Source organism: Microcoleus sp. N9_A1 (assembly GCF_036701795.1).
GTDB lineage: Bacteria > Cyanobacteriota > Cyanobacteriia > Cyanobacteriales > Microcoleaceae > Microcoleus.
In genome coordinates, this window is sequence record NZ_JAUBRI010000002.1 from 126,427 (window position 1) to 139,376 (window position 12,950).

Annotated in this window: 18 protein-coding genes; 8 read left to right on the forward strand and 10 right to left on the reverse strand. The window is 43.6% G+C overall.

Annotated elements, in window-relative coordinates:
• Nucleotides 1–44: 44 nt before the first annotated feature.
• The 3 genes from QUA58_RS01445 to QUA58_RS01455 all read right to left on the reverse strand — a co-directional run bounded on the left by QUA58_RS01445 (nucleotide 45) and on the right by QUA58_RS01455 (nucleotide 1,837).
• A complete protein-coding gene (locus QUA58_RS01445; RefSeq protein ID WP_333156900.1) occupies nucleotides 45–473 on the reverse strand; it encodes a hypothetical protein in 429 nt (142 codons plus the stop codon).
• A 293-nt stretch (nucleotides 474–766) separates the two neighbouring features.
• Nucleotides 767–1,246 carry a hypothetical protein gene (locus QUA58_RS01450; RefSeq protein ID WP_333090946.1) on the reverse strand — a complete coding sequence of 160 codons (480 nt, stop codon included), beginning with the start codon at nucleotides 1,244–1,246 and terminating at the stop codon, nucleotides 767–769.
• Nucleotides 1,247–1,333: 87 nt separating this feature from the next.
• Nucleotides 1,334–1,837, reverse strand: a complete 504-nt coding sequence (locus tag QUA58_RS01455) for a hypothetical protein (RefSeq protein WP_194070087.1) — start codon at nucleotides 1,835–1,837, stop codon at nucleotides 1,334–1,336.
• Between the two features lie 215 nt (nucleotides 1,838–2,052).
• Here QUA58_RS01455 and QUA58_RS01460 point away from each other — a divergent pair, with 215 nt between their 5' ends.
• From QUA58_RS01460 to QUA58_RS01470, 3 genes are all read left to right on the forward strand, one after another.
• Nucleotides 2,053–3,483 (forward strand): NB-ARC domain-containing protein, encoded by a 1,431-nt coding sequence (locus tag QUA58_RS01460; RefSeq protein WP_333090947.1) that lies wholly within the window; start codon nucleotides 2,053–2,055, stop codon nucleotides 3,481–3,483.
• Nucleotides 3,484–3,585: 102 nt separating this feature from the next.
• Nucleotides 3,586–3,885: a type II toxin-antitoxin system HigB family toxin gene (locus QUA58_RS01465; RefSeq protein WP_106149330.1), complete on the forward strand. Its 300-nt coding sequence runs from the start codon at nucleotides 3,586–3,588 to the stop codon at nucleotides 3,883–3,885.
• A complete protein-coding gene (locus QUA58_RS01470; RefSeq protein ID WP_194012177.1) occupies nucleotides 3,869–4,273 on the forward strand; it encodes a helix-turn-helix domain-containing protein in 405 nt (134 codons plus the stop codon). Before QUA58_RS01465 ends, QUA58_RS01470 begins: the two co-directional genes overlap by 17 nt.
• Before the next feature lie 83 nt (nucleotides 4,274–4,356).
• Here QUA58_RS01470 and QUA58_RS01475 read toward each other — a convergent pair whose 3' ends face one another.
• A complete protein-coding gene (locus QUA58_RS01475) occupies nucleotides 4,357–4,749 on the reverse strand; it encodes a XisI protein (RefSeq protein WP_106333600.1) in 393 nt (130 codons plus the stop codon).
• Complete coding sequence (locus tag QUA58_RS01480; RefSeq protein WP_333392760.1) at nucleotides 4,734–4,916, reverse strand: element excision factor XisH family protein; 183 nt, start codon at nucleotides 4,914–4,916, stop codon at nucleotides 4,734–4,736. The genes QUA58_RS01475 and QUA58_RS01480 overlap by 16 nt, the downstream gene beginning before the upstream one ends.
• A gap of 14 nt (nucleotides 4,917–4,930) precedes the next feature.
• On the opposite strand from QUA58_RS01480, the gene trpC reads away from it, so the two are divergent.
• From trpC to QUA58_RS01495, 3 genes are all read left to right on the forward strand, one after another.
• Nucleotides 4,931–5,830: an indole-3-glycerol phosphate synthase TrpC gene (gene trpC / locus QUA58_RS01485; RefSeq protein WP_333392761.1), complete on the forward strand. Its 900-nt coding sequence runs from the start codon at nucleotides 4,931–4,933 to the stop codon at nucleotides 5,828–5,830.
• Nucleotides 5,831–6,182: 352 nt separating this feature from the next.
• Nucleotides 6,183–6,428, forward strand: coding sequence for a DUF5340 domain-containing protein (locus QUA58_RS01490; RefSeq protein WP_106333603.1), 246 nt, complete (start codon nucleotides 6,183–6,185; stop codon nucleotides 6,426–6,428).
• 86 nt (nucleotides 6,429–6,514) lie between these two features.
• Nucleotides 6,515–7,672, forward strand: a complete 1,158-nt coding sequence (locus tag QUA58_RS01495; protein ID WP_333392762.1) for an alanine--glyoxylate aminotransferase family protein — start codon at nucleotides 6,515–6,517, stop codon at nucleotides 7,670–7,672.
• 58 nt (nucleotides 7,673–7,730) lie between these two features.
• Here the strand turns inward: QUA58_RS01495 and QUA58_RS01500 are convergent, their stop codons facing one another.
• The 4 genes from QUA58_RS01500 to nblR form a co-directional block, all read right to left on the reverse strand.
• Entirely contained in the window at nucleotides 7,731–7,943 is a 213-nt protein-coding gene (locus tag QUA58_RS01500) for a DUF2949 domain-containing protein (protein WP_265239307.1), read from the reverse strand.
• A gap of 160 nt (nucleotides 7,944–8,103) precedes the next feature.
• A complete protein-coding gene (locus tag QUA58_RS01505; RefSeq protein WP_333247425.1) occupies nucleotides 8,104–8,271 on the reverse strand; it encodes a hypothetical protein in 168 nt (55 codons plus the stop codon).
• Nucleotides 8,272–8,749: 478 nt separating this feature from the next.
• Nucleotides 8,750–9,265: a DUF192 domain-containing protein gene (locus QUA58_RS01510; protein ID WP_333392764.1), complete on the reverse strand. Its 516-nt coding sequence runs from the start codon at nucleotides 9,263–9,265 to the stop codon at nucleotides 8,750–8,752.
• Between the two features lie 94 nt (nucleotides 9,266–9,359).
• On the reverse strand, nucleotides 9,360–10,055 hold the full coding sequence (gene nblR / locus QUA58_RS01515) for a response regulator transcription factor NblR (protein WP_172189432.1): 696 nt from the start codon (nucleotides 10,053–10,055) through the stop codon (nucleotides 9,360–9,362).
• 286 nt (nucleotides 10,056–10,341) lie between these two features.
• Here nblR and rbsK point away from each other — a divergent pair, with 286 nt between their 5' ends.
• Entirely contained in the window at nucleotides 10,342–11,262 is a 921-nt protein-coding gene (gene rbsK / locus QUA58_RS01520; protein ID WP_333392765.1) for a ribokinase, read from the forward strand.
• Nucleotides 11,263–11,394: 132 nt separating this feature from the next.
• Here the strand turns inward: rbsK and QUA58_RS01525 are convergent, their stop codons facing one another.
• On the reverse strand, nucleotides 11,395–11,709 hold the full coding sequence (locus QUA58_RS01525; RefSeq protein ID WP_333392766.1) for a TRADD-N-associated membrane domain-containing protein: 315 nt from the start codon (nucleotides 11,707–11,709) through the stop codon (nucleotides 11,395–11,397).
• 152 nt (nucleotides 11,710–11,861) lie between these two features.
• On the opposite strand from QUA58_RS01525, the gene QUA58_RS01530 reads away from it, so the two are divergent.
• The gene (locus QUA58_RS01530) at nucleotides 11,862–12,944 is read left to right on the forward strand and encodes an ATP-binding protein (protein WP_333392768.1); all 1,083 of its coding nucleotides are present in this window, start codon (nucleotides 11,862–11,864) and stop codon (nucleotides 12,942–12,944) included.
• Nucleotides 12,945–12,950 lie beyond the last annotated feature (6 nt).

Consider the following 12,950-nt stretch of genomic DNA (forward strand, 5'->3'; position numbering starts at 1 on the left):
TTAGGTTTTTTTAGATTATATGTCAAATCTGACATATTAGCAAACTAGCTTGTCTGCTGCAAATCCGGCTGACTTTTGGCAACAACAAAAGGAGATTCGACATCAATTAGCCAGTTTTCATCAATAACTGTCTGATTCGTATCTAAAATCAGAGTTAGTTCGCCAATTTCCTCATCGTCATCATCGCTAACTAGGTTGTTTTCGCTAGCAGATAAATCTGCTTTGAGTAAAAATTTAAGCTTAATCCAGTCAGAAGTCGGATGATTGTTGATAATGTTTGTGCCGAGCGATCGCCCGATCAACTCAGCACAGATGGGATGAATAAAAGCAATTTCTTCATAGAACTTATTATTGCTATCCCAGTAACCTCTTATTTTGTAATTACAGGATTCTAAATGTTGGGTGACGAGGTGATTTAGGGCGATCGGTGCTAATAGTTGAGCAAGTTCATCCCAAATTTGGTGATTTGTCACAGTTACTGCATTCAATAGATTCCATTGGCTTGTCTGCGATCGCGATTCTTTGATTATACCAAAAACCGATCTCCAATTTTTTCCTACTGAGTATAGCTTGTCTGATGAATGGTTGTCAAAGCGGTAAAAATCTCCTATGGTGTTGGAGAAACAGAATTAGTGATACTCGAAAAAAGAGCGATCGCACTTCAATCATATAAGGGCGATCGCTTTTTCAGCAGCTAAGTTAATTATCAGAAATACCAGAACAACATAGCCTATGCTTAGCATTCTCAGGTCGTGGATTTAAAAGACTATTGGGGTTGAGCTGCTTCAACTATAGCCTGAACCATCTTAATTGCATCTGTGATAGGTATTTGACCACTTTCGACAGCCCTCATTAAATCCTGAGCCCTTTGAGGGGTAATTAGATTAAGCCTAACTGGTTCTTTCAAGGAAACGATAAATTTTGTCTTGTCACTGTCTCTAACCTTAGATGCTCTTTCTTTTGCTTCAACCTCTCTTAGCTGTTCTTTTAACTGTTGGAGCATTTCTGCTTTTTTCCCTTCGTTGAAATTGCCATCAAAGATGATCCTCTTTGCTCCAACGAGAGCTGCTGCACCTAAAGCAGCAGCGCCAACAACCAATCCTACTGGGGGTGCAACCGCTATTAGCCCAAATAATATGGATGTACCGCCGAAAGCGGCAACAGCACCCGCAGCAGCACCAGCACCTACCACACCAATCCCAATCTCAGCTAAAATTCCGAGTTTATCATCTGGATTTTTTGCCAATTCCTCGATCGCTTTAAGGATTTGCTCCTTAGTTAGGGTTTTATTTCCTGACATATTAAGCCTCCTGATTGTTTCAAATTTTCTTATTTAAGCAGTGATAACGTTGATAAAAACTGCATTAAAAACATCAATCAGTAGTTGAAAAAACAATTTGGCGAGTTCAATAATGTCTTGTGCTACTCCAACTATCCCATCTACTTGACGGTAGCCTTGATCTAGTCTATGTCCAGCGATCGCACCAACAGTTATACCTAGCACTGCTGCCAATGGCGCTAACACTGGGCCGATAACTGGTACTGAACGTACCAATAGTCCCACAGCAACTCCTATAGCAATGCCCGTAGCTAAATTAGGATGTGCTTTGACAAACTCGATAATTTTGAGCAGAATAATTTTCCCTACAGCCAAAACTTTGTTACCAGATTTTTTCGTGTAGGTAGCCAACTCGTGCAATCTGATGGTGACTTCGTGGGGCAAGCCGAGATCATTTAACCAGACATACAAATCGCTACTACTCATTGAATCGGCATCTACTTGCCAGAGAACCATTTCTAAGTTTGCTTGGGGGAGGGATAATGCTTGTGTAGTCATTTTTTTCCTATGGGAAAGCTATAATAGTGCCTCTTAAATATGATTGTGACTCTAAAATCTCAGTCTTGTCCAGTCGGAAAAAGTCGGATAAAGTAAGCACTTTTATATCATTTGCCATTTACCCACGCCAGAAAAAGCTGGACAAACTCGATCGGGTCGGAAAAAGTCGGATCGAGTAGGATATAATAAGCAAAACCCCAGCATTAACCCGACCTATGGACGTTCAAGAAGTCTTAAAACTTGCCGACGACCTAGTTTTTATCAATACGGGAAAACACTTAGACAATCTGCAAGAAGTGATACTGCGGGGAACTTTACAAGGTCAGAAATACTCAAAAATAGCCGATGAATCTCACTGTAGTGAAGGTCACATTAAAGATATTGCCTCTGCATTATGGAAGCTACTATCAGAAGTATTAGGCGAAGAAGTCAATAAAGGAAATTTTAGAGTCAGATTGGAGCAAGTAAAATTCTCAAATTTCTGGAACTTCAATAAAGATATTGTACAAATTGGTGAAGTCAACTTCTGTGAAAATAATTCACATTCCCCAAAAGTCCCCAACTCACCAATTGATGAAGAACCTCTAAACAAAGGCAACAATGAACCAAAATTGCGTCAATTCTTAGCTGAAATGCCTAAATCTGGCATTTGCTACGATCGCACCACCTCTCTCACCACCCTCAAACAGTGGATTCTCCACGAAAACACCCGCCTACTCGCCATACACGGCATAGTCGGCATTGGCAAAACCGCACTCGCCGCACAACTTGTCCAACAAATCAAACATGAATTTGATTTCGTCATCTGGCGAAGTCTCGCCACATCTCCACCCCTGTCAATACTTCAAACAAATATAATTCAATTATTCTGTAGGGGCGGTGCCCCCGTATCCGCGCCAGAGGATGGGACGATCGCAGGGGGATTGCCCCTACTGGAATACTTGCAAAAATACCGCTGTCTGCTGATACTCGATGACGTACAAATGGTAAATAGCAGCGGACAACTCGCTGGCAATTACCAAATTGGATACGAAGATTACGGCACGCTATTTCGACAAGTAGCAGAATTATCTCATAACAGTTGCTTAGTGTTGCTTAGTTGGGAAACACCCAGAGAAATTGCCGTATTAGAAGGCAAAAACCAACCAGTGCGATCGTTACAACTGAATGGTTTAGGTGGTGAAGCGGGGGAAATCCTCAGAGAAAAAGGTTTAGCGGAACATGAAAAATGGTCAGAACTAATTGAACTATACAGAGGCAATCCCTTGTGGTTAAAAATAGTTGCTACAATGATTCAAGATTTATTTGACGGCAGCCTATCAGAATTTTTATCTGACGAGCCACTATTTTTAGGTGATTTAGAATCTTTACTGCATCAGCCATTTAATCGCTTATCCGAGTCAGAAAAACAGGTAATGTCATGGCTAGCTAGTGAAACCGCGCCAGTTTCCATCTCAAAAGTGCCAGAGAATATGCGATTATCCCGATCGCAATTTTTGAAAGTTATGCAATCCTTGGGACGGCGTTCATTAATTGAAAAAATCCAGAAGGACGATTCCCTACGGGATAGCTACGCTTCACGCACATTTTTTACCCTTGCACCGATACTAAAAGAGTATGTCAAAACGAACTATTCCCCAACATAGAACAAGAAGCCCGATCGCCCTTTTAGTAAAATTGGGGTTTGAGCCGATCGCACTTAAATCTGATAGAATTAGGTATATGCAAAACATCTGAACGATCGCTAAATGCACGTTATCAGTCGCAAAAAATTAAGAGACTACTGCCAAAATCATGCTGATTCCTGCGAAGCCCTCGATGATTGGTACAAAATTGCTAGTCAAGCCAACTGGAATAAACTTATTGAAGTTCAAACTATTTATCCTCAAGCTGAAGCAGTTGGAAATTTTACAATTTTCAATGTCAAAGGAAATAAATATCGCTTAATTGTAAGTCTTAACTATCAAAAGCAGATTGTTTATATCAAGTACATTTTGACTCATGCAGAATATGACAAAAATAACTGGAAAAATGACCCTTACTTTTGACTCCGACAGGTACAGCAGCTTGCTATCTCAATATCAACCTCGCATTATCAAAAATGAAGATGAAAACGAAATATTTTTAGAAATAGTTGAAAGCTTGCTTTCTCGGAACAATCTAACCCCCGAAGAAGATACTCTCCTAGAACTATTAGTCAAACTCATTGAAGATTTTGAAGAAACGCATTATCAAATAAATGCTTCAACGCCCCACTCAAGACTTCTTCATTTGATGGATGCTAGAAATCTAGAGCCAGCGGATTTAGTAGAAATTATGGACACACTTGAGATAGTAACTCAAATCATTAATAACCAGCTAGAAATTACCAAAAAACAAGCTGAGGCTTTGGGAAAGTTTTTTGATGTCAATCCGAGTTTGTTTATATTTAATTAATTACAATCTTTCATATCTCTTAGTCCGCCCAAGCAAACTTCGTTTGTTTAGACGCGATTTCAATTGCCGAATAATTTATCGACTTAGGCCGATCGCACAACAGCAGATTCAGCAACAATTCCTTCATCTTTACCACTCAAACCAGTTCCGAATTCAGTATATTGCCGCACTTGAGGATGCCTAAAACCGAGTACAATATCTTCTTTAGGAACACCTGCTGCTAGTAAATCGGTAGCCACTCCTTCTTCCGTATCATCATATTGAATCCAGATTTTATCGCCAATTAAATTGATGTGAATTGGTGTAGCGTGAAGGTACTTGTTCTCATTCCAACCAATATCCAAGACTAAGTAGCCTCCTCGTTCATCATCAAATAAAATTTGAGACTGATAGCCGTCAGGTATAGTATTGCGAAAGTTAGCGTGTTCCCGAAGTATGGTTTTGATGATTTCTTGGTATCTCAATCGGGTATCCATTGAAGTATTGCCTCACTTTTTTTATCAAAAACAAGCAGTTTAATAATTTGATTCCTTAATAACACTTCCCCTACTTCTATGGTAAATACTATCTTAAAAATTGGTTGAGAAATTGCCAGATAAAGACTTCTATTATATAATAGTTGTAAACTTGTCGCGATCGCCATTAATCCCCCTTACCATGCTTCAAATCCGCCGCCGTCCCCCCAGCACCTCAGTCTCCGTACTCTACCTCAGCTACGAAATCGCCGTACCCGACTCCGAACCCCGCCACATCCTCGAAGAAATCGTCTGGCAAAAAGAAGCAGAAGTAGCCCAAAAGCGCGATCGCACCCCGCTAGCCGAACTTCACAAAAGACTCCCCTTTGCGCCCCCCATCCGCGACTTCCTCGGCGCGCTCAAAAACGGTAAAACCACACCCGCAATCATCGCCGAAGTCAAAAAAGCTTCCCCCAGCAAAGGCGTAATTCGTGAAGATTTCGACCCCGTGGCGATCGCCCTAGCATACCAACAAAACGGCGCTAGCTGCATCTCCGTACTCACCGATGAAAAGTTCTTTCAAGGCAGTTTCGACAACCTTTCTAAAATCCGTGCCGCCGTCGAATTGCCGCTACTTTGCAAAGAGTTTATTATCTATCCCTACCAAATCTATCTCGCCCGCATTCACGGCGCAGATGCTGTATTGTTAATTGCCAGCATTCTATCTGACAAAGACTTACAATACTTTGTAAAAATTGTCAAGACATTGGGCATGACTGCTTTAATCGAAGTTCACACTCTCGAAGAACTCGATCGAGTATTAACCCTACAAGGCGTCGAATTAATCGGCATCAACAACCGCAACCTAGAAAACTTTTCCGTCAGCCTAGAAACCACCGGTCAACTATTAGCCGATCGCCAAACCGACATCCAAGCAAAAAACATCCTCACCGTCAGCGAGTCAGGAATCCACACAGCAGACGACCTCAACCGAGTGGCCAGCGCCGGAGTCCAAGCCGTCCTCATCGGCGAGTCTTTAGTCAAACAGCCGGATCCGGGCGCTGCTTTAGCCTCCCTAGCCAAGGCTCATCCGCAAACCTAAAAGGCCAGACCGCTTGACAAACACCCCTGAATTCTGATAGAAATTGATTAAGTATGTAAATAATCAGAATTTCTAGCCTGTATCGACTCCGGCGCTTAATTTATGACAAATTAGCGTCCCCAGCTATATTTCATAGAAATAGCTGGCAAAAAACCAATTAAATCTATTCGCTCTGGTTAGTCGATCGCGAAATTTAGCGCAGCCAACGCACCCAGCCCCCGAAAATTTGATCGGCAAAGCTGGGGTTTTTGTACGGCTAGCAAACCGATAAAAAATCAGGCATCTAATGTCCACCTGTGATGCTCCATGCAATTGCAATGGGGTGTCTGTTCGCTGAGGTATGTTAGCTTTCATGGAGCCAATTCCCCTGCCTTCGTACATTCATTATGAATTGCTACTTCAATTGTTAGAACGCAAAACAATGTTTGCTGTCAGTCCACAATCGCCGCAGCAGCAACAAGTTCACCAACTTATTATTACACTGCGTAAAGCCCTTGCCATTCAAAAGCAATTAGAACAAAGCTGCCAGCGATCGAACTTAGCGGTAGAATACCGCTGGTCTTTAAATGAAACTAACTCTACGGGAGTTAAAAATTAAAAGTTAAAAAACTTAGAGTGCAGACTTTAAAGTTTCAGTTTTTGATTTATTCTATTAACTCCCACAGAAAAAGTTAGGACAGGATTATGGACAACAAATTAATGCTGATGATTCCCGGCCCGACACCGGTGCCCGAAGCGGCTTTGCTGGCGATGGCTAAACACCCGATGGGCCACCGCAGCAAGGAATTTGACGCGATTTTTGGAGAATGTACCGAAAACCTCAAATGGCTGCACCAAACCAAAAGTGACGTGCTGAGTTTGACCGTTTCTGGTACCGGCGCGATGGAAGCTGGGATAATTAATTTCTTGAGTGCGGGCGATCGAGTTTTGGTCGGCACCAACGGTAAATTTGGCGAACGCTGGGCCGAAGTAGCCGAAGCTTACGGTTTAAATGTCGAAATCATCAAAGCCGAGTGGGGCCAACAATTAGACCCCGAAAATTTCCGCGAAAAACTGGAAGCTGATACAGAAAAGCAAATCAAAGCTGTCATCATCACCCACTCGGAAACCTCCACGGGCGTTCTCAACGACCTCGAAACCATCAACCGCCACGTCAAAGCCCACGGCGAAGCTTTAATCATGGTCGATGCTGTCACCAGTTTAGGTGCTGCCAACGTACCGATGGACGCTTGGGGAATTGACGTGATTGCTTCTGGTTCTCAGAAAGCTTACATGATTCCCCCAGGTTTGGGTTTTGTGGCTGTTAGTCCGAAAGCTTGGAAAGCTTACAAAACTGCGACGCTGCCCCGCTATTATTTGGATTTGGGCAAATATAGCAAAGACGCTGCCAAAAATACCACTCCTTTTACTCCGCCGGTCAATATGTTTTTTGGACTGCAAGTAACATTGCAGATGATGAAAGCCGAAGGGTTAGAAAACGTTTTCGCGCGGCACAAACGGTTGATGACAACTACTCGCGCTGCTGTAAAAGCTTTAGGTTTGCCGTTGTTCGCGGCTGACGGTGCAGCCAGCCCTGCGATTACTTCGGTGATGCCGCCTGAATCTGTAGATGCTCAAAAAGTGCGGACTTTGATGAGAAAGAGATTTGATATTGCTCTAGCCGACGGACAAGACCATTTGAAAGGTAAAATCTTCCGAATCGGTCATTTGGGCTTTGTGTGCGATCGCGATATTCTAGCAGCTATTTCCGCCTTGGAAGTCGTATTGCAAGAATTGGGCCATGAAGGCTATACTCCTGGTGCCGGCGTTGCCGCTGCTGCGAAACTTTTGGCAGAATCTTAATCTAAGTTATTAAAGCATTTTGGATTTTGGATTTTATTATCTAAAATCTAAAATCCTTTTAATATGCTTCGGACAACCAATCAAAGATTTTATCCAACTGATCGAGAGTGACTAAACCGTACTGCCACAGAACCATCGGCAACGAATTCGGGTCTTTATCGCGCTGCCGCTGTTTGTCGCCGCGACGTTCGGCTACGGCTATTGAAGCGGGAGAAATCGCCAAATCTTCTTGTAAAAATCGAATTAATTTAGTGTAAGTAGCGGGTGCCATGTAATTTTGTCTCCAAGTATAGGACACCATTTTCTGATGTGAACCTGATGTTTGTGATTAGTAATAAGCCAGTTTTAAATCTGTCTTTTAACCGTGCATAGCTGTTAAAACAGTATTAGCGGTTGAACTGCCAAACGTAATTCTGAGTGCTACTGTAAAGCTAACCTTTCCCAAAAAGTGAAAGGTTTTGCAATTTTGCTGATGTCGGCCCGATCGAAAGAGTGATCGCGATCGAACCTAAACTGAATACCTCGGCATCTTTGCAGCGCGAATCAGAATAAATTCTGCTACCTAAAACTACTAAACCAAGTTCAGAGTTTAACTTCATCTGCCAAAATGCAGAATCCGCAAATCTACTTCGGCAAAATTAGATATTTCGATCAAACCCGAAACTGCTACCAGAAGTTAAGTTTGCCAATTACCGCCAATTAACTTGGCTCGTAGCATATTACTTTAGATAGGTTTAGCTCGATCGCCAGAACTTCCAGAGAATTTCTTTTCGTGTTGCTACACCTTGAGGCTGAGTATCGTCTCTCAGGATTGGTAACGAGTCGCTGACTCGTCTCATACCTGCGACCAAGAATCTACAGCTTCCGGAAACAAGCTCAAGTCCTGACTGACTGAGATCGACATCGTAGCAAATCTTTCGGTGTTTGTACTGAATCTTACATTAATATCTTAACAGATTTAATCAATTTTTGTAAAGTTTCTAAATTTTCTCCGGTATTCCGAAGGTAGGGGCTCTCTGGGCGATGGGAACCGGGGATTGTGTCTTTTTGCAGGTTTTACTGAAAGAGTCCGAAGTTTTACTGGAAAAACTCGATTTCAATACGATCGCCCACTTTGACACCGAGTTCAGCAGCTCGCCCGCCCCGGAGTTCAATAACTCGATCGACAACAGTGTTGGGCCCGTAGGTAGGACAAGGATCGGCAGTACAAGGAGGTGCAGAAACTTCGATCGCCTCAACCACCCCATTCCGCAGAAAAATCATATCCAGAGAAATCTTGCAATTTTTCATCCAAAAATTGACCTGCCGTGCCGATTTAAACTCAAACAGCATTCCTCTGTCATCCGGCAAAGAAGTTCTGTACATTAAACCCATAGCCTGTTGTTCCACTGTTTTCGCCACTTCGAGTTCGATTGGGCGATCGGCTATCCGAGCTCTAGCAGAAACAGCCAGCACTTGACCGGATGTTGTCGCCGTCGGAGACTGCGACGCCAAAATACCAGTAGCACCAGTATTCGCAACAGGTAAAGTCGGCGAACATCCCAGCAAAAATAGAATTACCGCAATACTCAGCAAATTACCTAAATAATTCATAATGATTTTAGATTTTAGATTTTAGATTTTAGATTGGGAATTGGCAATTGGACAGAGGAACCAACTGTCAACTCTCAACTGTCAACTGACTGCTTCAAGATTCGCGCATCACGTAGCCAACACCGCGCACCGTCTGAATCAAGCGCTTTTCGCCTTCATCTTCAATCTTGAGGCGCAGATAGCGGATGTAAACTTCAATCACATTCGACTCGCCCAAAAAGTCGTAACCCCAAACATTTTCCAGAATTTGTTCCCGCGTCAAAACCTCGCGGGGATGTTCCATCAAATACTTTAGCAGCTCAAATTCCTTCATCGTCAGGTCGATCGCCCGTCCGTTGCGCAGGGCCCGCCTAGAGGCCAAATCCAAAACTAAATCGCCAAACCTCAATTGTTCGTTGCTGGTGTTATCCGGCTGCAAATACAAGCGCACCAACTGCAAAAACTCCTCAGTGCGGTAAGGTTTGAGAAAATAATCATCCGCGCCAGCTTCCAGACAAGCTACGCGATCGTCAACTGTATCGCGACCGACCAATAGCAGTACCGGCACCCGATTGCCAATACTTCTGAGGTAAGAACACAGTGACAGCCCCGACTCAGGGCCAAGTATGCGATCGATTACAATCAAAGCTGGCTGCAATTCATGAGCTAAATGTTGGCCTGTGGCGGTATTAGAAGCCACTACCGGTTCGTAGCCGGAGGACTTTAAGTCGAGACTCAAGTGTCCGGCGAGAACTTCGTCTGTTTCAACTAGCAGGACACAGGGATTGCGATCGAGAGTAATTGCAGCCATTGAATTGACCGGTGGAGACCATAACTGTTCTAGCACGTTTGATGGCCGTTGGTTGTTAACTGTTGGTTGTTTGCTGTTGAGTGTTGGCTGTTAGCTGTTGTTTGTTGGCTGTTGACTGTTGTTATTAGACTTCTCCTAAACAGCAGATTTTGAACAGGCATCCTGCCTGTTCTACGATAATTATGGGAGATGTCTATTCGTTATGGGTTATTTGCGAGTTGCTACCCATTACCAATTCCCAATTCTATAATCCCCCATGCCCCATGCGCAATTCCCAATTTAAATTATGACCATCATCGTATTCGGCAGTATCAACATCGACCTAGCAGCAAAAACTCCCCGGTTGCCGCAGCCAGGGGAAACTATCATCGGTAGCAATTTTTTCACGACCGGCGGCGGCAAAGGAGCAAATCAAGCCGTCGCCGCCGCCCGTCTCGGCACTTCCACCCACATCATCGGTCGCGTCGGCAACGACAAATTTGCTGAAGAATTATTGAGAAATTTACAATTTTATGGGGTAAATACAGACAATGTATTAATAGACCAAAACACTCATTCAGGAGTGGCAATTATCGCCGTAGACGAGACAGGCCAAAATAATATTATTGTGATTCCGGGCGCGAATAATAATGTCGGTGAAGCAGATATAGAACGTCTCAAAAAACTGTTAACAGCAGCTACATCTTTGCTCTTACAGTTAGAAATTCCCCTGGAAGTTGTCCAAAAAGCTGCGAAAGCTGCTTGTCAAGCGGGGGTGCGAGTTATTCTCGATCCAGCACCGGCTAGGGCGGATTTGCCACTGGAACTTTATCCGCTAATTGACATTATCACGCCGAATGAAGTGGAAGCCAGCCAGTTAGTCGGTTTTCGGGTGAATGACACCGAAACAGCGATTGTAGCTGCCAAACACTTGCAGGAGCGTGGTGTCAAGAATGTTATTGTCAAATTGGGCGATCGCGGGGCTGTTGCTGTTACGGCGGATGAAACCTTTTTTGTACCGGCTTTTGCTGTAGAGGCGATCGACACTGTGGCTGCTGGCGATGCTTTTAACGGCGGGTTAGCCTCTGCATTAGATGCCGGTCTGTCCTTGTCAGAGGCGGTGCGGTGGGGCGCAGCAGCGGGCGCTCTGTGCACAACTAAAGTGGGTGCTCAAGGTGCTATGCCCGATCGCGCAACTTTTGATAAATTTTTGCAGAATTTAATTTGAATTTGTCAGGTGCCTATTAGTTGAATTTGTCAGGTGCGGAAGGCGCACCCTACTTTGACTTGTAAAGCGCGCATTAGTTGAATTGGTAATTTGTCAGGTGCGGAAGGCCCACCCTACTTTAACTATTTTTATTTAATCGTCGTCTTTGAATTCTTTGGCTAAGCGCTCGAGTCGGTCGTTCGTTTCTTTTGTAAACTTGAGTAACCCAACGCTGACAATGTTTGATGTTAATCCGCAAGCGGTGGCAACTGAGCCTTCTGTGACTTTTCCAGAAAACAACTGTACGATGCCGAAAATACTGATGGAGGCACTTACTATTGTTAACCCAAGAATCACGTTAGTACAGGATTTAGCTTGACGCAAACATTCTTGAATGACATCTCGCTTCATTTCTGGGTAATCATCAGAACGGAGTGGTTGGTTGGAATGTAATTTCTTGTTTGACATTTATTTCTCTAAATTCAACTCTACACTCCTATTTAAAATCAAGCAAGGTTGAATTCAGAGTCGAGTTAGAAGGTTGAGGAGTTGACTTGTTCGTTGACTTTTAGTTGAGATTAAATCTATAATTCGACTTAGTAATTTTCTGTAGAGGCATCATGGGGCGATCGCTCAAAGTTTCTCCAGGGTGTATCGAACAAGTCAAATCGGCTTTAGGACGCAACGGCTTTCCGAGTCAGAAGGCTTTGGCTGAAGAATTGGACATTGGGCTATCCACAGTCAAGAAATTTCTGACGGGACAACCTGTTGATTACTCATATTTTCTGGAAATTAGCGAGAGATTGGGGTATGAGTGGAGAAATATCGTACATATAGACGAAACTATCCCCAAGCCTATCTTCGAGGAAACCTCAGCTTTCATCACTGGAACTCCCATCACCCATCCGCGCTACTTTTTCGGGCGGCAGAAGGAACTAAAACGCCTATTCGACTTACTGAAACGCCGTCCCCTGCAAAATGCTGCCATTATCGGCAAGAAGCGCAGTGGCAAGACTTCTTTGCTGCAATACTTGAAAAATATTACCACCACCCCAACAGAACAGTTGCGTCCCGGTCAAAAATCTGACTGGTTGCCCTCTCCAGAAAACTATCGTTGGATTTTCGTAGATTTTCAAGATTCGCGACGGCAAAATCGGGAAGGGCTGCTGCGCTACATTTTAGAATCCCTAAAAATGTCAGTTCCCAGCCCTTGCGACTTAGATAGATTTATGGATGTGGTTAGCAGTAATTTACATCAGCCTACAGTCATCCTATTAGATGAAATTGGTGTAGGTTTACAGCGCTGTCCCGAATTAGATGATGGGTTTTGGGAGAGTTTGCGCTCTTTGGCGACTAACCAAACCAATGGGAATTTAGGGTTTGTCTTGGCAACTCCAGAATCGCCGATCGACTTAGCGACTAGCACCGGACATAGTTCGCCTTTTTTCAATATCTTTGGATATACTACAACTCTGGCTGCTTTGACTGAAGCTGAAGCACGGGAGTTGATAGCCAGTTCGCCCATTCCTTTTCCGGCTGAGGATGTCGAGTGGATTTTGACTCAAAGTAAATGCTGGCCTCTGCTGCTGCAAATTCTTTGTCGAGAACGATTATTTAGTCTGGAAGAGGGGGAAACTGAGGATGATTGGCGTGAAGTTGGGTTAGAGCAACTAAAACCCTTTGCTGATTTACAATCTATATAAAATAAA